Source organism: Pseudomonas sp. 8BK (genome assembly GCF_902506475.1).
GTDB classification, from domain to species: domain Bacteria; phylum Pseudomonadota; class Gammaproteobacteria; order Pseudomonadales; family Pseudomonadaceae; genus Aquipseudomonas; species Aquipseudomonas anguilliseptica.
Genome location: NZ_LR733252.1, coordinates 2497154 through 2520157, shown reverse-complemented (window position 1 = coordinate 2520157; position 23004 = coordinate 2497154). Strand labels below are relative to the sequence as shown.

Annotated in this window: 19 protein-coding genes; 6 read left to right on the top strand and 13 right to left on the bottom strand. The window is 61.4% G+C overall.

Features of this window, described 5'->3' with window-relative positions; translation table 11 throughout:
• Positions 1-22: 22 nt before the first annotated feature.
• The 5 genes from ACIN8IBEIGE_RS11580 to gbpA form a co-directional block, all read right to left on the bottom strand.
• The gene (locus ACIN8IBEIGE_RS11580; protein WP_160014754.1) at positions 23-859 is read right to left on the bottom strand and encodes an alpha/beta fold hydrolase; all 837 of its coding nucleotides are present in this window, start codon (positions 857-859) and stop codon (positions 23-25) included.
• Positions 860-932: 73 nt separating this feature from the next.
• On the bottom strand, positions 933-1403 hold the full coding sequence (locus ACIN8IBEIGE_RS11575; protein WP_160014753.1) for an OsmC family protein: 471 nt from the start codon (positions 1401-1403) through the stop codon (positions 933-935).
• A gap of 85 nt (positions 1404-1488) precedes the next feature.
• Complete coding sequence (locus tag ACIN8IBEIGE_RS11570) at positions 1489-1929, bottom strand: DUF2628 domain-containing protein (RefSeq protein ID WP_160014752.1); 441 nt, start codon at positions 1927-1929, stop codon at positions 1489-1491.
• A 165-nt stretch (positions 1930-2094) separates the two neighbouring features.
• Positions 2095-3657 (bottom strand): S8 family serine peptidase, encoded by a 1563-nt coding sequence (locus ACIN8IBEIGE_RS11565; RefSeq protein ID WP_160014751.1) that lies wholly within the window; start codon positions 3655-3657, stop codon positions 2095-2097.
• Positions 3658-4044: 387 nt separating this feature from the next.
• Positions 4045-5466, bottom strand: coding sequence for an N-acetylglucosamine-binding protein GbpA (gene gbpA, locus ACIN8IBEIGE_RS11560; protein WP_160014750.1), 1422 nt, complete (start codon positions 5464-5466; stop codon positions 4045-4047).
• Between the two features lie 257 nt (positions 5467-5723).
• On the opposite strand from gbpA, the gene creD reads away from it, so the two are divergent.
• From creD to ACIN8IBEIGE_RS11535, 5 genes are all read left to right on the top strand, one after another.
• A complete protein-coding gene (gene creD / locus ACIN8IBEIGE_RS11555; protein WP_160014749.1) occupies positions 5724-7082 on the top strand; it encodes a cell envelope integrity protein CreD in 1359 nt (452 codons plus the stop codon).
• A gap of 56 nt (positions 7083-7138) precedes the next feature.
• The gene (locus ACIN8IBEIGE_RS11550; RefSeq protein ID WP_244161121.1) at positions 7139-7444 is read left to right on the top strand and encodes a hypothetical protein; all 306 of its coding nucleotides are present in this window, start codon (positions 7139-7141) and stop codon (positions 7442-7444) included.
• 401 nt (positions 7445-7845) lie between these two features.
• On the top strand, positions 7846-8106 hold the full coding sequence (locus ACIN8IBEIGE_RS11545) for a DUF4212 domain-containing protein (RefSeq protein WP_090379210.1): 261 nt from the start codon (positions 7846-7848) through the stop codon (positions 8104-8106).
• A gap of 3 nt (positions 8107-8109) precedes the next feature.
• A complete protein-coding gene (locus ACIN8IBEIGE_RS11540; RefSeq protein ID WP_160014748.1) occupies positions 8110-9879 on the top strand; it encodes a sodium:solute symporter family protein in 1770 nt (589 codons plus the stop codon).
• A 154-nt stretch (positions 9880-10033) separates the two neighbouring features.
• Complete coding sequence (locus ACIN8IBEIGE_RS11535; protein WP_160014747.1) at positions 10034-10540, top strand: hypothetical protein; 507 nt, start codon at positions 10034-10036, stop codon at positions 10538-10540.
• 59 nt (positions 10541-10599) lie between these two features.
• Here the strand turns inward: ACIN8IBEIGE_RS11535 and ACIN8IBEIGE_RS11530 are convergent, their stop codons facing one another.
• The 5 genes from ACIN8IBEIGE_RS11530 to ACIN8IBEIGE_RS11510 all read right to left on the bottom strand — a co-directional run bounded on the left by ACIN8IBEIGE_RS11530 (position 10600) and on the right by ACIN8IBEIGE_RS11510 (position 16075).
• Entirely contained in the window at positions 10600-10782 is a 183-nt protein-coding gene (locus tag ACIN8IBEIGE_RS11530) for a hypothetical protein (protein ID WP_160014746.1), read from the bottom strand.
• Positions 10779-11909 carry a PepSY domain-containing protein gene (locus ACIN8IBEIGE_RS11525; protein WP_160014745.1) on the bottom strand — a complete coding sequence of 377 codons (1131 nt, stop codon included), beginning with the start codon at positions 11907-11909 and terminating at the stop codon, positions 10779-10781. The genes ACIN8IBEIGE_RS11530 and ACIN8IBEIGE_RS11525 overlap by 4 nt, the downstream gene beginning before the upstream one ends.
• A 61-nt stretch (positions 11910-11970) precedes the next feature.
• Positions 11971-14376, bottom strand: a complete 2406-nt coding sequence (locus tag ACIN8IBEIGE_RS11520; protein WP_160014744.1) for a TonB-dependent siderophore receptor — start codon at positions 14374-14376, stop codon at positions 11971-11973.
• A 230-nt stretch (positions 14377-14606) separates the two neighbouring features.
• Entirely contained in the window at positions 14607-15560 is a 954-nt protein-coding gene (locus tag ACIN8IBEIGE_RS11515; RefSeq protein WP_160014743.1) for a FecR family protein, read from the bottom strand.
• The gene (locus ACIN8IBEIGE_RS11510) at positions 15557-16075 is read right to left on the bottom strand and encodes an RNA polymerase sigma factor (protein WP_160014742.1); all 519 of its coding nucleotides are present in this window, start codon (positions 16073-16075) and stop codon (positions 15557-15559) included. Before ACIN8IBEIGE_RS11510 ends, ACIN8IBEIGE_RS11515 begins: the two co-directional genes overlap by 4 nt.
• A gap of 207 nt (positions 16076-16282) precedes the next feature.
• On the opposite strand from ACIN8IBEIGE_RS11510, the gene yegQ reads away from it, so the two are divergent.
• Complete coding sequence (yegQ, locus tag ACIN8IBEIGE_RS11505) at positions 16283-17599, top strand: tRNA 5-hydroxyuridine modification protein YegQ (protein ID WP_160014741.1); 1317 nt, start codon at positions 16283-16285, stop codon at positions 17597-17599.
• Positions 17600-17744: 145 nt separating this feature from the next.
• Here the strand turns inward: yegQ and ACIN8IBEIGE_RS11500 are convergent, their stop codons facing one another.
• The 3 genes from ACIN8IBEIGE_RS11500 to ACIN8IBEIGE_RS11490 form a co-directional block, all read right to left on the bottom strand.
• Positions 17745-18449 (bottom strand): PolC-type DNA polymerase III, encoded by a 705-nt coding sequence (locus ACIN8IBEIGE_RS11500; RefSeq protein WP_160014740.1) that lies wholly within the window; start codon positions 18447-18449, stop codon positions 17745-17747.
• Positions 18446-20377 (bottom strand): putative nucleotidyltransferase substrate binding domain-containing protein, encoded by a 1932-nt coding sequence (locus ACIN8IBEIGE_RS11495; RefSeq protein WP_160014739.1) that lies wholly within the window; start codon positions 20375-20377, stop codon positions 18446-18448. The genes ACIN8IBEIGE_RS11500 and ACIN8IBEIGE_RS11495 overlap by 4 nt, the downstream gene beginning before the upstream one ends.
• A 170-nt stretch (positions 20378-20547) precedes the next feature.
• A complete protein-coding gene (locus ACIN8IBEIGE_RS11490; protein ID WP_160014738.1) occupies positions 20548-22725 on the bottom strand; it encodes a malate synthase G in 2178 nt (725 codons plus the stop codon).
• Positions 22726-23004 lie beyond the last annotated feature (279 nt).

Sequence of the window (23004 nt, the reverse complement as noted above, 5' to 3'; positions counted from 1 at the left end):
GTCGAGGGAGCCGGGGGAGTTATCAGCCTGGCACGCGGGTGGCTGAGCTATTCAGCTGCACCGTCGCCATCACGGCTTGAGCATTCTCCAGCAGGCAGGAGTAGTGCGCTTGTTCGGCACAACTGATCATCGTGTTGGCATTGCGCAGATGCTCCTGCAGGTAACTCGACATGGCAATGGGTGCCCAGTTATCTGCGTCGCCATGCCACAGGCTGACTGCTGCCGTGACGTTATCCAGTTCTGCCGCCCAGGGCTCGACGTAGAGTTTTACGTCACGCACATAGCTGCGAGTGCCATGTTTGAAACACGCGCGCTGAATATCTGCCAGCCAGGTCTGGGTGTCGGCTTGATGCAGTAACTCGGGGTCTTTGCCGCCAGCGCCGCTGAACAGCAACTTCAGCAGCAGGTGCGGGCTGACTTTCGCCAGCAGTGCCTGATACCCGGCAAAGGCCCGGAACAGCCATGGGTAATGCTGCGCCCAAAGGAAGGTATAACGGCCCGCGCCCATACCGACGCTATTGCTGGGAGTTTCCAGCGGTGCGGCGGCCGATAGCAGGTACACCTCAGCTACCCGCTCTCCCAGCAGCGCGGCGACCCGCAACGCCAGGCAGGCCCCAATGGAAAAACCGAGCAGGCGAATCGGCTGGCCCGCCGCGCGATCACTGATCTGTTGCGCCAGTTGTTGCAGATATGCCGTGCTGCCGAGTTCGCCGGGCAGATTGCGCTCCACCACCAGCAGCTGGATGCCGTGCGCCAAGGCAGCCTGATGCAGCATCACCGCCTCAACCGCTGCGCCCGGCACGCCATGGAAGTAGAACAATGGCTGTCCATCGGGGCAGCCGTATGCAGTTGGGTTCACGCCTTATCCCCTCGCATCAGCCGTTATGGTTAAACGGCATCTTCGCGTTGTAGTCGATGCAGCCTGTGTGGCGTTACTCGCTAAATCGCGGTTGGCAGCGTACTTCGGACTTTACCGAATTGGCGATAAAGCACTCTTCATGGGCCTGGTGGTGCATGTGCTCAATCTGTTCGCGGCTGGGTAGGCGTTCGCCAGAAAAGCTGACCGCAGGGCGCAGGGTGACCTGGGCGATAAACAGCTTGCCGGCAGCATTTTCCTGCATCAGACCGCTGGCACTGTCGCGGTAGTCATCGACGCAGAAGCGGCGCTTGGCGGCGATGGAGAGAAACCACAGCATATGGCAGCTGGCGAGTGAGGCGACAAAGGCTTCCTCGGGGTCGACGGCGTTGGCATCCGACATCGGCAGCGGCACCACATGCGGTGAGGACGAGCCGGCGACCTCCAGGCCACCATCAAAACGCAGCAGATGCTTGCGGCTGTAGCGGTTGCCGAGAAAGTCCTGCTCGCCGCGTTGCCAGATCACCTCAGCGACATACTCCGTCACGTTTATTCTCCTGATGCAGTTGGGTTAGCAGGCCGTTGAAGGTACAGGCAATAGCAATCCAGGTGGTTCCAGCAGGCCTGGGCACTTACCACCAGCCGTTATCGTTCAGCAGCATCTTCTTGTAGTAATCGATATTGGCGCGCGTGGCGAATACCGCGCTGATGCCATAGCCCAGCGCGTTGGCGACTTTGCTGTAGCCGAGATAGTCCAGGCCGATGCCGAGGATGATCACCACCGCCGCGCAGACGAAGAACAGCGCCAGACCCTTTTTCCACATGCCCTTGATGGCGTAGTAGATCGGCCCGAAGAAGAACGCCAGAAAGTTGAAGCTGAAGGCCTTGCGCCGCTCCTCGGCGGGAAGCTCCTTGAACTTGGGCATCTTGATGCCGCCGGCATGGTGGATCGCGCTAAAGCGCTGCTTCCATTTATCCGAGATGGGGAGTGCGGCGATCTGCTCGTCGGAAACCAGTGATTCTGCGTCGGCGACGCTGGCTTGCGGGGTGGCGTAGGGGTTGTGCTGGGTCATGGCCGTTCATCCTTAAGTGGCGATCAGCGGCACGCTACGCATTTCTTTAAATACTGTCCATTTGTGCCCTGGCGGTTTGTGTTGTTGCGCGACTATTTCTGCCTGGCTGAGTGACCTTAGCCGATAAAGGGCCCGGGGCTGCTGCCTGCCCCGGGATCAGGCGAATTACTCGTAGCGCCAGTAAAGGGTCACACCGGAGAAGCTGGAGTAGCCACGCACACCGATATGCCAAGTACCGGCGGCAGGGTTTTCCTGGGTGCAGGTTTCCTGGTTGCCGTCGAGGTAGGGCCTGCAGGTCCATTGGCTGGTGCTGGGTTGGCTGCCCAGGCGGGTGTAAAGGTCGGCATCACCGCTGCCGCCGCTGATTCGTACGGTCAGACGCTGGGCGCCGCTTGGCACGACCACGTTGTAACGTACCCAGGCGTCCCGCGCGCCGGAGAGGTTGGGGTAGGTCTTTTCCTCGCCATTGTCGCCACCCGTGGCATCACAGCCACGCTGGGCGATCAGGTCGCTGGCGCGTTTGGCTTTGACGATTCCGTAGCCGTAGTAGGGGTCGCGGCCTGGAGTGCCACGGTCTTCGGCGGTGCTGTTGACCACCTTGCGAATCTGCGCAGGGGTGCATTGACGGTGCTGACTCCACACCAGGGCGTAGACCGCTGAAACATGCGGTGTAGCCATCGAGGTGCCGTTGTAGCTCGCATAGTTGTTGCCAGGCAGGGTGGAGCGCACACCAACCCCGGGCGCGGCGACTTCGACCTGATTGTTATATTGCGAAAACGAGGCACGATTACCGCTGCTGTCGACCGCCGCAACCGATACGACAGAGTCGTAGGAGGCCGGGTAGGAGAGGGTGCTATTACCACTGTTACCGGCTGCTGCGACGACCAGTACACCGTTCTGGTAAGCCGCATCCATGGCATTACGCTCGGTTACCGACGAGGCGCCACCGCCCAGGCTCATGCTGATCACCGTCGAACCCGCCGCGCGGCACTGCTGGATGGCCATCACCAGATCAGAGCCGTAGGCCCAGTTGCCACTGTTATTGAATACTTTGACGATATGCAGGCCGAGGTTGCCCGATGGGCTGACGCCGACCACGCCGAGATCATTGCCACCCAGTGCGGCGATGGTCCCTGCAACGTGAGTGCCGTGGCCATCGCCATCTTCGTACCAGTTGCCACTGTCGACGCTGCCATAGCCGTCATTACCGGTGATGCCGGCTGATGGCAGATCCTGATGGCCGAGGTCGTAACCAGAGTCGACGATGCACACCTTCATATTGGAAATGGCGTTATCCGGTAGCAGATCGGCCTGCACCATGGGAATGCCATAGGGCACTTGTTCGGCCATCAGATAGCGGCGCGGGTCGAGCTCGATATAGTCGACGGCCGGGTTGGCCTGCAGTTGCTTGAGTTGCGCTGGGCTGAGGTGTGCCACGCTAGCGGCCTGACTGTCCAGGTGCATCAGCGGTTGTACCTGCGCCTGGCTGAGCAGGCGCTGCGCGGCGAGGCTTTCGAATTTGCCTGCGCTTAGAGGTTGCGGCTGGTTGGCCTGACTCATCGGCGAGGGCGTCAGCTCCTTGTATTTGATGATGTAGCGCGGTGACTGCTGATCATCGACGGCGATCTGCGCCTGGGCCGCGAAGCTGGGTTTTTCATCGGCCTGGGCGTAGGCCCAGCCTGCGCTGAGCAACAGCAGTAAGGCAGTGGTGCGTTGGAATCCTTGCATGGTTATCTCCCAATTGTGTGCCGCGTAGTGCAGCTGCCAGAACCCTAGGAGACTGTGTTGAAAAGCCAAGGCCGTTCGTCGCTTTTTATTTAAAAATAATCAATTAAATCAGATGCTTAAGTCGATAGCGTGCCGCCCGTCCAGCTGTCGAGACGGGGAGTGAAGCGCACTGTTTGCTAGCTGTCTCCGGGCGCCGCTATACCGGCCCAGGGTCAGTGTTGTGATGCGCGCAACGCGGGGTGAGCGCCTATACGTCAGTGTCTGGGCATACCTGCGGCTCCACAAAGACATACGCCAAGGCGCAGTGCATGCGCCTGTGTCGTACGTGTGTTCAGGGGGATGGGGTGTTCGCGCCGGCCAAACAGCCCGGCGGGCGCGGCGCTTATCTCAGTCGGCTATCCAGGCGTCTTGCCAATGGCTACCGATACCGGGCTCGAACTGGGTCGAGGCCGCTGACCATTGCGTGCAATAGCCACTCTGCGGAAAGGGACGACACTGATACAGCTGTCCCGTCTTGGGTTGCAGCACCCGGGTGCCGGCCGTGTAACTGCGCAGACCGTCCGGGAAGGTGAAGTCGTAGTTGGCGCTGCCATCGTCTGCGACGAACATCATGTCGAAGGTTTTCTGCAGCACTTGTTCGCTGCCAGCGACCTTGCCACTGACCACCAGTTGGTGATGACCGGGCACAGGGTTCTCGACATTGATGCTCAAGGGCTGGCTGCCGTTGGCCAGTTCGGTTGCGGCAAAGCCTTTGGCATTGCCGTCGTGGTCGTAGACGTAGCTGCTGATCTGCAGCGCGCCCACGGCGGTGACGTTGAATTCGAGGCGCAGCTGGCCGTTACGGATGCGGTAGCTGGGCTGCAGACCATCGACCAGCAGATCGTGGTCCGGTGCAGTAGCCTTGTCGATCTGCACCTCGATGCGCTGGATGCCGCTATCGGCGCGGGCGAACAGGCTGTTCTGGCCGTACACCGGCAAGATGGCACCGTCGCTGCCGCGCTGACCGGCCTTGAGCAGGCTCTGCTGCTGGTTGATCCGGCTGGCCAGCAGATAGGTCCACTGGTTGCGTTGGCCCTGCTCGCTGGTTTCAACCTGCAGCCGCGTCTGCAAGTCACTGCGCTCGCCGTTGGCATCGAAGACCCGGGTCATCGCCTGGTCGCCGACTTGCAGGTCTACCGAGGGGTAGAGCATGCCCTTGGCTTGCCATGTGGAGGGATCGGGCGGGGTGGTGACATCACCGAACATCACATCCATCACGTTGTAGAAACTCATCGGCGTGTCGCCAACTTCCCACACCCCGAGGATCACCTGGTAGCCCTCGCGCGGCGGTACATCGCAGTTATGGGTGACCTCCTGCGGCGGCTGTTGCATGCCGCCATCGACCACGCAGAAGGGTACCGGCTCGAACGCGGCACGGTTTAACGGCTGATTGGCCAGCCAGTCGGGGCGGGTGATGTAGTAGCGCCAGTTGCGTGTGACGTGGTTGGCGGTAAAACGCCAGGTGAAGTTCGTCGGGCCTGCAGTGATCGGGCGCTTGGCCCAGCGGCTGACGGTCTGTTCATTGAGGGGGGAGAATTGCGCTAGGCCGGCACTGGCGATCTGGCCATCGGCGGGGCCGTTTTGCGGGAAGCCGGAGTAGCCTTCCAGGCTTTGCGGTTCCCATTGCACGGCACCGCATTGGCTGTTTTCACCGAGCTTGCACAGATAGCCACGTGCTTCAGGCTGTTTGATATAACCGTGGGCGAATACGTTGCTGCTACCGAGCATTAATAGTGCGCTGGCCGCGCAAGTCCATTGGCGCTTATTCATGACTGTCCCTTATCAGATTGGATAAATCTTGGTGAAGCCGCTTACCGGTCGCCTTGTGAGCAACAAGTGAGTTAGCACTCTAGTGCAGAAAACTCTGGCTTCCAGTGGAATGGACGAACGGTCGCAGGTGTCTGCCGCCGAAGTCATTTACACGTTGTGGCAGACCGATCTCCACACACTCTCCATCTGCCCTCCATAAAGCCACCATTTGCGCTACCCAGACTCTGCCTACCTAAACCGTATCGGAGAGTTGCACCATGAGCCGCATTCTGGGTTTCAAGCTGGGCGCTATTGCCCTGCTGATTTTGTTATTGCTGGTCCCGCTGTCGATGATCGACGGGCTAGTGGACGAGCGGCAGTATCAGCGCGCAGAGGTGCTGCAGGACATCGCGCGCAGTTCCAGCTACCGCCAGCAGCTCACCGGGCCGATTCTGGTGGTGCCTTACACCAAGGTCTGGCATGTGTGGAAAACCCACGTGGCAACCGGTGAGCGCTACCAGGAAGAAAAAAAGCAGCACGGCCGTCTGTACTTCCTGCCGGAGCGCTTTGTGCTCAACGGTCATGTCTCCACCGAGGAGCGTGCACGCGGCATCTACAAGGCGCTGCTGTACCGCAGCGACAACCAGATCAGTGGCGCATTCAAACTACCGGCGCGTTTGGGATTGGGTGATGATCTGGGCCTGTATCAGTTTGATCGGCCGTTTCTCTCGGTCGGTATCAGCGATATCCGCGGTATCAGCAATGATCTGCAGCTGCGCTTCAACGGCGTGAACCTGAGCTTTGCTCCTGGCAGTGCCGAAGAGCGTTTCGGCGCAGGAGTGCATGCACCGCTGCCGGCACTGGATACCCAGGGTGGGCAGGTGCTGGAGTTCGCTTTCGACCTGAAATTGCAGGGTACCGAGCAGCTGAGTATCACCCCTGTGGGACGTGATAGTCAGGTCGAGCTGACCTCCAGTTGGCCGCATCCAAGCTTTGTCGGCGAATACCTGCCGAGCAGCCGTGAAGTGTCGGCCAAGGGCTTTAAGGCGCACTGGCAGACCAGTTTCTTCGCCACCAACCTGCAAGAAACCCTGAATGACTGCGTGCGCCAGGAGCACTGCGCGGTGCTGGCTAATCGCAGCTTCGGCGTAAGTTTTGTCGACGCGGTGGACCAGTACCTGAAGACTGAGCGGGCGATCAAATACGCGCTGCTGTTTATCGGCCTGACCTTCGCCGTGTTCTTCCTCTTTGAAGTGCTCAAACGCATGGCTGTGCACCCGGTGCAGTACGCCCTGGTGGGCATGTCGCTGGCGTTGTTCTACCTGCTGCTGTTGTCGCTGTCCGAGCACCTGAGTTTTGCCCTGGCCTACGGTATTGCCGCGACTGCCTGTGTGCTGCTGATCGGTTTCTACGTCAGTCATGTGCTGCACAGCGTCCAGCGTGGGGTGGGTTTTGGCGCCCTGCTGGCGCTGCTCTACGGCATGTTGTTCGGCCTGCTCGGGGCCGAAGATTACGCCTTGCTGATGGGCTCGGTGCTGGTGTTCGGCGTGCTTGCCGGGGTGATGGTGCTGACCCGCAAACTCGACTGGTACGGCGTCGGCCGCCTGCCACTGGCCAACCCAGCCAGCGACCTTTGACGAATCGCGGCGCGGGCCCAGTCTGCGCCGCTTCTTTACCTGTGCGGGAGTTGAGCATGATGCGTTTATTGATGCAGTTTTCTGCTTGTTTCGCCCTGGGGTTGGCGGTGGCCTTTATGGTGCTGCTGGGCCTGATGTTCTGTGGCCAGTTTGACCTGATCAAAGGCCTGCAACTGACCGGCCAACCCCTGGCGCAGATGAGCCTGGTGCTGTTGCCGGAGGCGTTCTGGGAGAGCCTGACTGGCCTGGCCAACGCCCCGCAGAACCGCGAGGTGCAGTCCTTTCTCAGTCTGTGCACGGCACTGGGTCAGGTGGGGCTGCTGCTGGCGTTTGGCTTCTTTCGTCTGTGGTATGTGCGATGAGCGGGCATATCGGCTTGCGCGAAGAGTCGCGCGCCGGGCACTTGCTGGCGCGGCGGATCGCGCGGTTGTTTGCTGCTACAGCGGGCCAGCAGGGGAAGCGCATAACTGGCAAGCCGGCAGGGGTTGGCGATGCGCTTGCGCGTTCTGGATCAAGGCGGCTTGAGGCGCGTGGCTAGGCGCTGTGCGAGGGCGTTTAGCGGGTCTTAGCTGTTATGTCGTTCGACTAACGTCCTAGGGCTGCTGTCGATTCTTTCGATTGGTAAGTTAACTAGTTGTTGCATAAGGATAAATTTTTAATTGAGGAGCATTGCCAGGCGGCTAATACCAATGTCTATCTGTCGGCCCTAGTGGCCTGCTGCTAGCTTGAAGGTGCACGAGAATAACAATAACCGGAGGAGTTTATGACTTCTGATCAAGCTAACGCTGCAGCGTACTGGAAGGCGAATGTTCGGTTGATTACCTGGAGCCTGATTATCTGGGCCCTGGTGTCTTACGGCTTCGCCATACTTCTTCGCCCGATGCTGGCAGGTATTTCTGTCGGCGGTACCGACCTTGGCTTCTGGTTCGCCCAGCAAGGTTCGATCATCACCTTTATCGTGATCATTTTCGTCTACGCCTGGAAAATGAACAGACTCGATAAACAATTCGGTGTCGAGGAATAATCCATGAGCCAGTTTGTAATCAATATGCTGTTTGTGGGCGCTTCCTTCGCGCTCTACTTCGGCATCGCTGTCTGGGCACGTGCCGGTTCGACCAAGGAATTCTATGTCGCCGGCGGTGGTGTTCACCCCGTCACCAATGGCATGGCAACTGCGGCCGACTGGATGTCCGCGGCATCTTTTATTTCCATGGCCGGTCTGATCGCCGCTGGCGGTTATGCCAACTCAACCTTCCTGATGGGCTGGACCGGTGGTTATGTGCTGCTGGCCATGCTGCTGGCGCCGTACCTGCGCAAATTCGGCAAATTCACTGTGCCGGACTTTATCGGTGATCGCTTCTACAGCAACGGCGCACGCCTGGCTGCAGTGGTCTGCCTGATCATCATCTGCGTGACCTACGTAATCGGTCAGATGGCGGGTGCTGGTGTGGCGTTCTCGCGCTTCCTCGAAGTGAGCAACTCCACCGGTATCTGGATCGCGGCCGGCGTGGTGTTCTGCTACGCGGTGTTCGGCGGAATGAAGGGCATTACCTACACCCAGGTTGCCCAGTACGTGGTGTTGATCATCGCCTACACCATTCCGGCGGTATTTATCTCCCTGCAACTGACGGGCAATCCGATTCCGATGTTCGGCATGTTCAGCGAGCACACTGAGTCAGGCGTGCCGCTGCTGCAGAAGCTCAATGAAGTCGTCGCGGGGCTGGGCTTTACCGACTACACCGCCGATGTCAGCAACAAGCTGAACATGGTGCTCTTTACCATGTCGCTGATGATTGGTACGGCCGGTCTGCCGCACGTAATCATTCGCTTCTTTACCGTGCCGAAAGTTGCCGATGCACGTTGGTCGGCTGGTTGGACCCTGGTGTTTATCGCCTTGCTGTACCTCACGGCTCCAGCCGTGGCGTCCATGGCGCGTCTGAACCTGCTGACCACTGTCTATCCTCAGGGTGCCGAAGCGCCAGCGCTGGCGTATGAAGAGCGTCCGGAGTGGGTCAAGACCTGGGAAACCACCGGTCTGATCAAGTGGGAAGACAAGAATGCTGACGGTCGCATCCAGCTGTACAACGATGCTGCGCCTGCCTTCACCCCAACCGCCGAAACTCGCGGCTGGAAGGGCAACGAGCTGACCGTGAACAACGACATTTTGGTACTGGCTAACCCGGAGATCGCCAACCTGCCGGGTTGGGTGATTGGCCTGATTGCCGCGGGTGCCATTGCCGCCGCGTTGTCGACGGCTGCCGGTTTGCTGCTGGCGATTTCCTCGGCGGTGAGTCATGACCTGATCAAGAACATGATCAATCCGAAGATCAGCGAGAAGGGGGAAATGCGCGCTGCACGCATCTCCATGGCCATCGCGATTCTGCTGGCGACCTATCTGGGGCTCAATCCGCCAGGTTTTGCCGCGCAGGTGGTGGCACTGGCCTTCGGTATTGCCGCGGCGACGCTGTTCCCGGCGTTGATGATGGGGATCTTCTCCAAGCGGGTAAACGACAAGGGCGCAATTGCCGGCATGCTGGTAGGCCTGGTATTCACCGTCGTTTATATCTTCCTGTACCTGGGCTGGTTCTTCATCCCTGGCACGGCGACCTTCGCCAACACCCCGGATAACTGGATGTTCGGCATCTCGCCGCTGTCCATTGGTACTGTCGGTGCTCTGATCAACTTCGCGGTTGCCTATGCCGTGTCGCTGGTCAGCGTTGCACCGCCGAAGGAAATTCAGGAGCTGGTGGAAAGCGTGCGTACTCCCAAAGGTGCTGGTGGCGCATTGAGCCACTGAGCATAATCCCCCGGATCATGTTTGATCAGGGTCTTATCAGCGGGCCTCCTTAGGAGGCCCGTTTTATTTCCAGCTATCCATGGCAGCCACACGTGGTTGCGTCGCGGCGCAAGGTTATCGACTGCGCCGGGTTTTTATTATCGGGAGTCATTCAATGCTGTGGACAATACTTGCCATCGTGGTGTCAGGGCTGGGGGCGGCTGGTATTGCCATGCTGCTGCGCAAACTCACGCGCAACCGCTTGCCGAAGTGGATCATTCCGGCGTTTGGCGGTTTGGGCATGCTGAGCTACCAGGTTTACTACGAGTACTCCTGGTTTGAGCACCAGCTGCAGCGTCAGCCGGCGGAGTCGGTGCTGGTAGCCAGTGAAAACGGCGAGGTGTTCTGGCGGCCCTGGACGTTTTACTGGCCGATGACCACGGCATTCACCGTGCTCGACAGCAAAAGCGTGCAGCGCCAGGAAACAGAGGCCGGGGTGATCAGCGCCTTTAACCTGTACCGCTTTGAAAAGCAGCACATCGACCATGTCAGCCATCAGGCGCATCTGCTCAATTGCAGCACGGCAGAGCTGCTGCCCTTGAGCGCAGAGAAAAAGCCGCTGCTGGATCAGTTGAGGGTCGTTGCCAAAGAGGATGCGCTCTACCGGCAGGTTTGCCAGTAGCACCGCTGCATCGTCAAATCCGCTTGCTAATCACCGGCTAGCCCTGGCTTCGTTCAGAGCTATGGGCGCCGGACTCGGCTGCGCGGTAGCAGCGGCCAGCACGCAATCGCAGCCGGCAGCCCGAGGCCAAGCCAGGCCATGGCATCCCAGCCGCTATCACCCAATAGCGCACTGATCAGACCGATGGCGCTGAGCAGGCCAATCAGCAGCGGCAAGGCGAAGGTCGATTGACGCCAGTTCATGCTGTTGCCTCCGCGCGCCCAGGTTGTGTCGCCGGGGGTCGCCGGCGTACCCACCAGAGGTAAAGGCCGCTGCCGAGGACGATGATGGTCAGCACGTCCAGCACCGCCCAGAGCACTTTCATCGGCATGCCGCCGTAGTCGCCAAAGTGCAGTGGCTGCGACATCGACAGCGCATCCATGTACCAGGGCCGTTGGCCGATTGCGGTGACGTCGAGGCTGCGCGCATCAATCAGCACCGGCGTCCACAGGTGGGCGGTGAGGTGCGTACTGCCCTTCATAAATACGCTGTAGTGGTGCTCGCTGGAAAAGCGAGTGCCGGGGAAGGCGATAAAGTCCGGCTGCATCTCCGGCGTGGCTTGCGCAGCAATAGTCAGCACCTGATTGACTGGTGCACGCTCGGTCAACGGCGGCGCATCGCGGTACGGCGCGACCATCGCAGCCAGGGACTCGGTGCGCCAGGCGCTGATCAGCAAGTCGGCGCAGGCGCTGATCACCCCGGTCACGCCCACCACCAGTGCCCAGGTCAGGGTGACGATACCGATCAGGTTGTGCAGATCGAGCCAACGCGTGCGGGTGGATTTCTCCCGGCGCACTTCGGCGAATTTCAGCCGGCGCATAAACGGCGCATAGAGCACCGCACCGGAGATGATCGCCACCACGAACAGCAGTCCCATAAACGCCAGCAGCAGCTTGCCCGGCAGGCCGGCGAACATATCCACATGCAGGCGCAGGATGACCATCAGGATGCCGCCATTGGCTGCCGGCATCTCAACCGCCTCGCCGCTGCGTGCATCAAGCATAAAGGCGTGTGAGGAATTCGGTTCGGTGCCGGCCGTGGCCGCGGTAATCGCCACCACGCCGTTGGGTTCGTCGTCCTCGAAACCGAAATACTGCACCACTTCGCCAGGACGATAACGTTCGGCAGCTTCGACCAGCTGTTGCAGGCTCAGATGCGGCGTGTCGGCTGGCAGCTCACGCAGTTCGGGCGCTTCGCCGAGCAGGCGCTCCAGCTCGTGGTGGAAGATCAACGGCAGGCCAGTGAGGGCCAGCAGCAACAGAAACAAGGTGCAGACCAGGCTGGTCCAGGTGTGCACGGCGGACCAGCGGCGGATGGTGGTGGCTTTCATCGGCATATCCAGAAATGCCTACGCCGCCCGGTATGGCGGCGCAGGGTTGCTGCGTGGGGGCTTACCAGGCGTAGTTGAGGCTGGCGGTCACGCGGCGAGGATCGCCGGCATAGCAGTAAAAACCGTCGCAGGTGGCCAGGTATTCCTTGTCGAACAGGTTGTTGGCGTTGAGCGATACGCTGGCACCGTGCAGGCCGGCATCGAGCTGGCCGAGGTCGTAGCGCACAGCGGCGTCGTAGACGGTGTAGGCGTTGGCGTGACCATCCGCGGTGTCACGCACAAAGCCGATGCTGCCGACAGAAATATTGTCGGTGGCGCCGACGTAGCGCGTGCCGAAGCCAACACCGAAGCCGGCCAGCGGACCCGCTGTCCAGTCATAGTCGGCCCAGATTGCCGCTTGATGCTCGGGGGTCAGCGGCAGCGCGCGGTTCTTGTCGCGTGGATCACCGACTTTGCTCATCTTGCTGTTGGCGTAGGTGTAAGAAGCGGTCAGCTTGAAGTTTGCGGTCACGTTGCCGATCGCTTCCAGCTCGAAACCGCGGACTTGCACTTCCTCCAGGGGCTGGGTGGCCCCCAGCGTGTTGGTGCTGACGATGTTCTGCCGTTTCAGGTCATAAGCCGCGGCGGTGAACAGCATGTCGCTGCCCGGCGGCTGATACTTGATCCCCAATTCATACTGTTTGCCCGTGCTCGGCTGGAATGCTTTGCCCTCACTGCCACCGGCTTCTGCCTGGAAGGATTCGGCGTAAGACATGTAAGGGGTGAAGCCGGAATCGAACACGTAGCTCAACGCTGCGTTGCCGCTGAATTGGCTGTCGCGACGGCTGTCTTGGGCGTCATTGGCGTTGTGGAACACCGAGTCGGTATCCAATCTGTCCCAGCGGCCGCCCAGGGTCAGGCGCCAGGCGTCGAGTGCCATCTGATCCTGCAGATAGAGGCCGGTGCTTGTGCGCTTCTGGTTGTAGTTCTGGTAGGCCGTGTAGGCGACACCGCTGAAGTCTTGGCCGTAAATCGGGCGAATGATGTTGCTGCTGGGAGCCGTGCCGTACAGCCAGCGGTAATCGGTGTTGACGCGCAGATAATCCACGCCGAGCAACAGCGTGTGGCCGATAGTGCCCGTGTTGAAGTCGGCCTGGAAGTTGTTGTCCACGGCGAAGTGGCTGATGTTTTCGTCGTACACGTTGGCGCCGCGCGCCACTGTGCCGTCAGCGGCCACCGCAGTGGCCCAGCCGCCAGCGGTGATGATCTGGTTATCCAGTTCGAGCTTGCTATAGCGCAGGTTCTGATTGAACTGCCAGATGTCGTTGATACGGTGCTCGAAGGCGTAGCCCAGGGCGTAGAACGTCTTGTCGTAGAACTCCCAGTCAGGGTCGCCAAGGTTCTTGTTGTAGTCGACCTTGCCGGCTGGGGTGTTCAGCCTGGTGCTTTGCAGGGGCAGGAACTGGCTGGTGCCGCCGGTATCGTCACGGTTGAACTGGCCGAGAAAGGTCAGTTTGCTGTCGTCGGCAATGTTCCACGTCAGGCTGGGCGCGAGGTTGAAACGCTGGTCGTCCATATGCTCGATAACGGTGCCACTGTCACGGCCGGTACCACTGAGACGGTAGAGAACGCGACCGTCATCGTCGATCTTGCCGGTGCTGTCGAAGCTGATCTGCTTGTGGTTGTAGTTACCGACTTGCACCTGCACTTCATGGCGGCTTTCGGCCTGCGGGCGGCGGCTGACGGCATCGACCAGGCCGCCGGGCGGAGTCTGGCCGTACACGGCTGAGGCAGGGCCGCGCAGTACGGCGACGCGTTCCAGGTTCCAGGTTTCCAGCTTGGCCATGGTGTAGCTGCCCTTGGGCAGCGGCAGGCCGTCGAGCATCTGGATCGGCTCGAAACCGCGAATCTTCATCCAGTCGGCACGGCTGTCGCTGCCGTAACTGCTGGCAACCACGCCCGGCATATAGCGCACGGCATCATCCAGGTTCTGCACCTTGCGGTCCTGCATCTGCTCGCGGGTGGCCACCGAGATCGAGCGCGGTGCTTCCAGCAGCGGTGTGTCGGTCTTGCTGCCTGCCGCGGTGCGCGATGCCAGGTAGCCGGGCGCAGGGCCCCAGGCGCTTTCCATATTCTGCGCGGCGGTCACCGTAACGTCCGGCAAGGCCACGGCTGCTTGCGGCACGGGCGCCAGGCTGTAGCTGCCGGCGCTGTTCTGTTGCAGCTGCAGGCCGCTGCCTTGCAGCGCCTGGTGCAGGGCGTCGAGGGCGTCGTAATCACCTGTCACCGGGGCCGATTGCTTGCCTGCGGTCAGCGCCGGGTCGATGCTCAGAACGATGCCGGCCTGGCTGGCGATCTGCGTCAGGGTGCTGGCCAGGGGCGCGGCTGGCAGCTGGTAGCTATCCGCCAGGGCCGGTGTGCAGACGCTGGCGAGGCTGATGGCAGCGGCCAGCAGGCCGGGGCGAAACAGGGGCAGGGCGCGGGTCATTACGAAACTCTCCTAAGCGGGAATGCATCTCAATGACCTGTTGCCGAAGCAGAATGGAAAAGTGACAGGGCCGGCTGAAATTATTTTTATGGCGATATTCCAGGGCGCTGTTATCGACCTCTAACCGGGCGCGGGTTCTCTGTGGGAGGGGCTTTAGCCGCGACATTGCAATGTCGCGGCTAAAGCCCCTCCCACGTCTGTCCCTGTCCGTCTGATTTTTAGGCGGCTCTTTACTGTGCGGCTGGGACGACCTTGGTCCACCAGTTACCAAAGCGTTCGATCTTCACCGGCAAACTCGGTGGCAGGGCGGACAAGGCCTTGTCGCTGTCGTGCAGGGGGAAGCTGCCGCTGATGCGCAGGTCGGCCAGGCTTGGATCGAGGCCCAGGTAACCGCTGCGGTATTCGCCCAGGGCGTCGAGCAGGTCTTCCAGGCGCAGGTTGTCCGCTACCAGCATGCCGTGGCTCCAGGCTGCAGCGCTGAGCGGCGCAGGCAGCACGCTGCCCAGGCGCTGGCGTTGCATCAGCACCTGTTCGCCGCTGTGGATAATCCGTTCGCTACTGCCTTCGGCCGGGTGTGCGGCGACGGCCGACTGCAGCACGGTCAGGCGTGTGCTGCTGCCTTCGCGGCGCACCAGAAAGCGTGTGCCGAGGGCGCGCAGGCTGCCGTGCTCAGTCAGCACCACGAAGGGGCGCGAATCACCGTGCGCGGTCTGCACGAGGATTTCACCGCTGTGCAGGCGCACCGCGCGTTGGCTATCGCTGAATTGGATATCCACGGCGCTGGCGCTGTTCAGGTGCACCAGGCTGTGGTCGCTGAGCAGCAGTTCGCGCTGTTCGCCACGGCCGGTGTGTTCATCGGCCAGGTAGTCGCCGAGCGGGCGCTGCTGTGCCAACAGGCCGAGCGCCAGCGCGCTGCTCAGCAGCAGGCCGAGTGCGGTGCCGCCTATGCGCCGCAGACCTCTGCTGCGCGCACTGTGCAGCAAGGCTTGGCGCGCCGGTGCGGCGGCGGCCGAAGCCAGGCGGATATCCAGGCCATTGAGCTGCTGCCAGACCCGCGTATGTTCGGGATGCGCCGCCAGCCATGCGGCGAACGCATGCTGTTGTTCAGCACTGACCGAGCCAGAGTCCAGGCACAGTTGCCATTCGATGGCGGCATCCAGTACCTGAGCTGATACCGCGCTCATTGCGGTGCCCCGTACAGGGCGATGTAGCACTGACGCAGGCCTTGGGCCAGGTACTGGCGCACGCGGGATACGGAAACGCCGAGGCGCTCGGCGATCTCCGCGTGGCCCATGCCGTCCAGGCGGTTATGCAGAAAGGCCGCGCGGGCGTTGTTCGACAGCTGGCCGAGCAGGCGGTCGATCTCGCGCAGTGCGTCCAGGGCCAGCGCCTGTTCTTCGGCGCTGGGTTGTACGTCGTGCGGTTGCTGGCCGAGTTCTTCCAGGTAAGCCCGTTCCAGCGCGCTACGGCGGAAGTGGTCGATCAGCAGCCCTTTGGCGATGGTGGTCAGCAGCGCACGCGGCGCGCGGGCCTGGTCCAGATCACTGCGGCCGAGCAGGCGGACAAAGGTGTCCTGGCTGAGGTCTTCAGCGCGTTCCGGGCTGTACAGGCTTTTGCGCAGCCAGCCGAGCAGCCAATCGCGGTGATCGCGATAGAACAGGCCAACAAGTTGCTGGTGGGTGGAATCGCCGGCCGACACGCGGACCTCGCAACAGGAGATAGGAAACAAATCGAGAATTATTCGCATATGATGACAGGGCCGCCCCCTGTGCTGCAATCAGCCGTTGGGCTGCTGCGATGGGTGGTTGCACCGTGCCATGCCAGCGCCATGGCATAGATGCAGATCAATATCTGCCGACAACTGGCGCGCTAGAGTGGTCGGCCCTGTTGGCTGAGCGCTTGACCCATGGCACCGACTCCGCGTTACCCCGAGCTGCTCTCGCCAGCCGGAACCCTGAAGAACATGCGTTACGCCTTCGCTTACGGCGCGGATGCGGTGTACGCCGGGCAGCCCCGTTACAGCCTGCGGGTACGCAATAACGAGTTCGACCACGGCAACCTTGAGGCAGGCATCCGCGAGGCCCATGCCCAGGGCAAGCAGTTCTATGTGGTGGTCAATATCGCGCCACATAACGCCAAGCTGAAGACCTTTCTGCGCGACCTGCTGCCGGTGGTGCTGATGGGCCCGGATGCGCTGATCATGTCCGACCCCGGTTTGATCATGCTGGTGCGTGAGCACTTCCCACAGATGCCGATTCACCTGTCGGTGCAGGCCAATGCGGTGAACTGGGCCAGCGTGCAGTTCTGGAAGCAGCAGGGCCTCTCCCGGGTGATTTTGTCGCGCGAGCTGTCGCTGGAAGAAATCGCCGAGATTCGTAGCGAAGTGCCGGGTATGGAGCTCGAGGTCTTCGTCCATGGCGCGCTGTGCATGGCCTATTCCGGGCGTTGCCTGCTGTCGGGTTACATCAACAAGCGCGATCCCAACCAGGGCAGCTGCACCAACGCCTGCCGCTGGCAGTATCAGGCCCAACCCGCCGGCGAGAACGAGTTGGGCGATGTGGTGCAGCTGGTCGAGCCGACCCTGGGCGTGGGGGCGCCAACCGAGCAGCTGTTTCTGCTGGAAGATGCCAGTCGCCCTGGCGAGCAGATGGCCGCCTTCGAGGACGAGCACGGCACCTACATCATGAACTCCAAGGACCTGCGCGCGGTGCAGCATGTCGAGCGTCTGGTGCGCATGGGCGTGCACTCGCTGAAAATCGAGGGGCGTACCAAGTCCCACTACTATGTGGCGCGTACCGCTCAGGTGTACCGCAAGGCTATTGATGATGCGGTCGCCGGCAGGCCCTTCGACAAGAGCCTGATGAACACCCTGGAATCCCTCGCCCATCGCGGCTACACCGAGGGTTTTCTGCGCCGTCATGTGCACGATGAATATCAGAACTACGAACGCGGAAGCTCGGTGTCGGACCAGCAGCAGTTTGTCGGCGAACTGACTGGCGAGCGCCGTGGCGAGTTGGCTGAAGTGCGGGTAAAAAACCGCTTTGCCGTGGGCGATGGCCTGGAGCTGATGACGCCTCAGGGCAATCTGCGCTTTACCCTCGAACAACTGGAAAACCGTCAGGGTCATGGCATGGCGGTCGCCCCGGGCGACGGCCACATCCTGTACCTGCCAGTGCCGGCCGAGGTGCAGCTGGACTATGGCCTGTTGATGCGCGATCTATAGGGCTATTGGCGGGTACGCAAAGCGTTATTCGCCCTGCAGATGCAGCGTAGGGTGGATGATGCTCTTTTCATCCGCCGCAGGGCAGCGCCGCAATCCCGGTGGATGGGTAAAGCGTCATCCACCCTACGAGGTGGAGGCTGAGGAACTACATCGAATAGGCGCGCTGACGGCGGCGGCTGTTGAGGGCCTGGAGCAGGGCCGGCAGGTTGTCCAGCTGCTGCTGGCGGGCCTTGCTCAGCAGGATCAGGGCCAGCTCGGCGGTGGCCAGTGCATCAGCGCTGGCGTGGTGACGCTGCTGAACCTGCAGGCCGAAATGCGCGGTCCAGTCATCCAGGCCGGCGAGGCCCGGTTTGGCCTGGGGGCAGACCAGTGGGGCGATCTCGGCCACATCGAAGAAGGCATGGCGCAGACGATAGCCCAGGCTCTGCCGTAGAGCGCGAGCAAGCATGCGCTGGTCGAATTCGGCGTGGAAGGCCAGCAAAGGGCTGTCGCTTACGAACTCCATAAAGTCCAGCAGGGCCTCGGCCGGTTCCACGCCGTTGGCGATCTGGCTGGGGGCGATGCCGTGGATCAGGGTGCTGGCGCTGGCCTGGTGGCCGTCGCGCTGCAGGGTGCACTCGAACTGCTGGCTAAGATCGATGGCGCCGTTGTCGATCACCACCGCGCCAATCGACAGCACCTGATCGCGGCGCATATTCAGCCCGCTGGTTTCCAGATCCAGCACCACAAAGCGCTGCTGGCGCAGGCTGCGTTCGTCCAGTGCGGCCGGCTCGTGCAGCAGGCGGCGGCGTTCCAGCTGGCGTTGGGTCAGTGCCGGGCCACGCCCGCTAAACCAGGTGAACTTGCTCATAGTTGATACCTCACAGCCAGGCTGCTCTGCAGCCGCTGCGCCTGGCGGAAAGATTCACGCAGGATGCGCCGGTCGAGGTGGTTGAGGTGATCGGGATCGACGCGGTTGGAATAGGCTTGGCCATTGCGTGCCTGCAGCTGGTGCTGCTGCATACGGGCCTGCTGAATGTAGTGGTATGCCTCTTCATAGGCCGCGCCATCTTGCGCTTCGATTACCCCATGCTGAATCAGCGCGCGCAGACGCTCGAGGGTGTTGCAGGTGTCTACGCCATGGGCCAGGGCCAGTAGGCGAGCGCCGTCGACAAAGGGTGTCAGCCCTTGCACCTTGAGGTCCAGAGTGTCCTTTTCGGCCCCTGTGCGCGCCACTACAAAGTCGCGAAACATGCCAACTGGCGGACGCTGGCGCAGGGCGTTTTCCGCCAGCATGCGTTGAAACAGGCTATTGCCGGCCACCTGCTGCAGCAGACCCTGGCGCAGCTGTTCGCAGCCCTGCGGCTCGCCCCATACTGCGCGCAGGTCGAAATAGATGCTCGACGCCAGCAGATTCTCCGGCGTGGCCTCCTGGACAAAGCTGCTGAAGCGCCGTGACCACTCCTGGCGCGACAGGCACAGCTCGGGGTTGCCGGCCATGATATTGCCTTTGCACAGGGTAAAGCCGCACTGCGCCAGGCGCTGGTTGATCTCTTGGGCCAGCGGCAGCAGGCGGCCGCGAATGGTAGCGGCCTCGGCTGCGTCGGCGGCTTCAAAGAGGATGCCGTTATCCTGATCGGTGTGCAGGGTCTGCTCACTGCGTCCTTCGCTGCCGAATACCAGCCAGGTAAATGGCACGCCCGGGTCGCCCAGGTCTTCCAGAGTCAGTTCGATCACCCGGCAAACCGTGTGATCGTTGAGCAGGGTGATCAGCTGGGTGATCTGCGTCGAGCTGGCGCCGTGGGCGAGCATGCTGTCGACCAGTTGGCGCACATCGCTGCGCAGCGCTGCCAGGGTTTCCACCCGTCCGGCGTGGCGAATGGTGCGCGCCAGGTGCACCAGATCGACCCGCTGCAGGCTGAACAGATCACGCTCGGAAATCACCCCGCACAGCTGGCCATGCTCAACCAGGCAGACATGGGCAATATGCCGTTCGGTCATGGCCATTGCCGCATCGAAGGCGCTGGCGTCTGGCGGCAGATGGAAGGGCGATTGGGTCATCAGGCGGTCGATAGGCTGGGTCAGGTCGACGCCATCGGCTACGACGCGGCGCAGGTCGCGAAGGGTGAAGATGCCCAGCGGTTTCAGCTTGGAATCAACGATCACGATGCTGCCGACCTGCTGCTCGTGCATCAGCTTGACCGCATCGCGCAGTGGCATGTCCGGGGCGCAGCTGATCGGGGGGCGCATGGCCAGTTGGCCGAGGCGGGTGTCGAGGGAATACTGCGCGCCGAGGGTTTCCACCGCGCGCATCTGCACCTGCTGGTTGACCTGGTCGAGCAGGCTGCTGACCCCGCGCAAGGCAAAGTCGCGCAGCGGGTTGGACAGCGAGAACAGCTTGATAAAGGCCGGCTTGTTCAGCAGCAGGCAGAAGGTGTCTTCGGCAGCCAGGTGCTCGGTACGGGTGGCACGTTCGCCGATCAGCGCGGCCAGCGGAAAGCATTCACCGGTGGTGATTTCGAACGTGGTTTCTGTGCCGCGCCGCGCGGAATGCGGGCGCTCGCCATGCACGCGGCCCTGTTTGACGATATAGAAGTGTTCAACCGGACCATCGGTTGGCTTGATGATGGTTTCACCTTCGCCATAGAAACGCAGCTGACAGTTCTCCACCAGATACGCCAGGTGCGCGGTATCCATCTGGTTGAACGGCGGGAATTTCTGCAGAAAGGCCATGGTGCCATGAATGTTCTGCAGCACCGCCGTCTTGCCTGCCTGGGCGATTGCGTCTGCGCTGCTCATGGGCGGCCTCGGGAGTTGGCTGTATAGACATGATCGGCCTTTGCTGTCGCCTGGGCCATTGGACATAAGTCTAGGACGCAGCCCCTGTAAGTCGTCGAGCCCGGGCCGGTTAATTGCCAACAATAAAAAACCGCCCGGGAGGGCGGTTTTTTAAGTGCTACAGCAGCGGGTTACAGGTCGTTGGCGGCCTTGAACTCGCGGCGGCGGCGGTGCAGGACCGGCTCGGTGTAGCCGTTCGGCTGCTTGGTGCCTTCGACCACCAGTTCCAGGGCAGCCTGGAAGGCGATGTTGCTGTCGAAGTTCGGTGCCAGCGGACGGTACAGCGGGTCATTGGCGTTCTGACGGTCAACCACCGGCGCCATGCGCTTGAGGCTGGCGACGATCTGCTCTTCGGTAACGATGCCGTGGCGCAGCCAGTTGGCCAGCAGCTGGCTGGAGATGCGCAGGGTGGCGCGGTCTTCCATCAGGCCGACGTCGTTGATGTCCGGCACCTTGGAGCAGCCGACGCCCTGGTCGATCCAGCGCACCACGTAGCCGAGGATGCCCTGGGAGTTGTTGTCCAGTTCGTTCTGGATCTCGTCAGCCGACCAGTTGGTGTCCTTGGCCAGCGGAATGCTCAGGATGTCGTCGATGGACGCGCGCTCACGCTTGGCCAGTTCTGCCTGACGGGCGAACACGTCGACCTTGTGGTAGTGCAGCGCGTGCAGCGCGGCAGCGGTCGGCGACGGTACCCAGGCAGTGTTGGCGCCAGCCAGTGGGTGAGCGATCTTCTGCTCGAGCATGGCGGCCATCAGGTCAGGCATGGCCCACATGCCTTTACCGATCTGCGCGCGACCTTGCAGGCCGGTGGCCAGGCCGATGTCGACGTTCCAGTTCTCGTAGGCGCTGATCCACTTCTCGGCCTTCATGGCGGCTTTACGCACCACGGCGCCGGCTTCCATGGATGTGTGGATTTCGTCACCGGTACGGTCAAGGAAGCCAGTGTTGATAAACACCACGCGCTCACTGGCGGCCTTGATGCACGCCTTGAGGTTGACAGTGGTGCGGCGCTCTTCGTCCATGATGCCGACTTTCAGGGTGTTGCGCGTCAGGCCGAGAACGTCTTCAACGCGGCCGAAGATCTCGGTGGTGAAGGCCACTTCTTCCGGGCCGTGCATTTTCGGTTTAACGATGTAGACCGAGCCGGTGCGGGTGTTCTTGCGGCTGGTGTTGCCATTCAGGTTGTGGATGGCGATCAGGCTGGTGAACAGCGCGTCCTGGATGCCTTCCGGAATCTCGTTGCCCTGGGCGTCGAGGATCGCCGGGTTGGTCATCAGGTGGCCGACGTTACGCACGAACAGCAGGCTGCGACCGTGCAGGGTCAGCTCGCTACCGTCGGTCTTGGTGTAGACGCGGTCCGGGTTCATGGTGCGGGTGAAGGTCTGGCCGCCTTTGACCACTTCTTCCGCCAGGTCGCCCTTCATCAGGCCGAGCCAGTTCTTGTAGATCACCACTTTGTCGTCGGCATCGACGGCGGCTACGGAGTCTTCGCAGTCCATGATGGTGGTCAGCGCAGCTTCCATCAGCACGTCTTTAACGCCGGCGGCATCGGTCTGGCCGATCGGGCTGTTGGCGTCGATCTGGATTTCGAAGTGCAGGCCGTTGTGCTTGAGCAGGACGGCGACAGGCGCATCGGCTGCACCCTGGAAACCGATCAGCTGCGCGTCGTCACGCAGGCCACTGTTGCTGCCGCCTTTAAGGCTGACAACCAGCTTGCCGGCTTCGATGCGGTAACCCGTGGAATCGACATGGGAGCCAGCAGCCAGCGGCGCGGCTTCGTCGAGGAAGGCGCGGGCGAAGGCAATCACTTTGTCGCCACGAACTTTGTTGTAGCCACGGCCTTTCTCGGCGCCGCCTTCTTCGCTGATCACGTCAGTGCCGTACAGCGCGTCGTACAGCGAGCCCCAGCGGGCGTTGGAGGCGTTGAGGGCGAAGCGCGCGTTCATCACCGGTACGACCAGCTGCGGGCCGGCCAGGCGGGCGATTTCTTCGTCGACGTTCTGTGTGGTGGCCTGGAAGTCTGCCGGCTCTGGCAGCAGGTAACCGATTTCCTCGAGGAAGGCTTTGTAGGCAGCGGCGTCATGGGCCTGGCCTGCGCGGGCCTGGTGCCAGCCGTCGATCTGCGCTTGAATCGCATCGCGTTTGGCGAGCAGCGCACGGTTTTTCGGGGCCAGGTCATTGATGACCGCTTCGGCACCTGCCCAGAACTTGTCGGCAGCAATGCCGGTACCGGGGATGGCTTCGTTATTCACGAAGTCGAACAGCACTTTGGCAACCTGCAGGCTGCCTACTTGAACGCGTTCAGTCATCACTTGCCTCACTCTGCTCAGCTCTACTCAATAGCCGCGTCGGACATGGGAAATACGTCATGTAGTCCGAGGCGCGGCATACTACATCAAGATCCGGGGAAAATCAGTGGGTGCGCGTCGCTCTGCGACCAAGAAGTGCTTTGCAGTCACTGTGTGTGGCGTATTGTCGCGGTAAACTTTGAATATTGTTTCATAAAAGTTAAAAAACAGTACACAGTTTATTGCGCATGTTTCTCGATCTACTGCTATAGGCGCGCCTGCCTATACTGCTGCTCCACC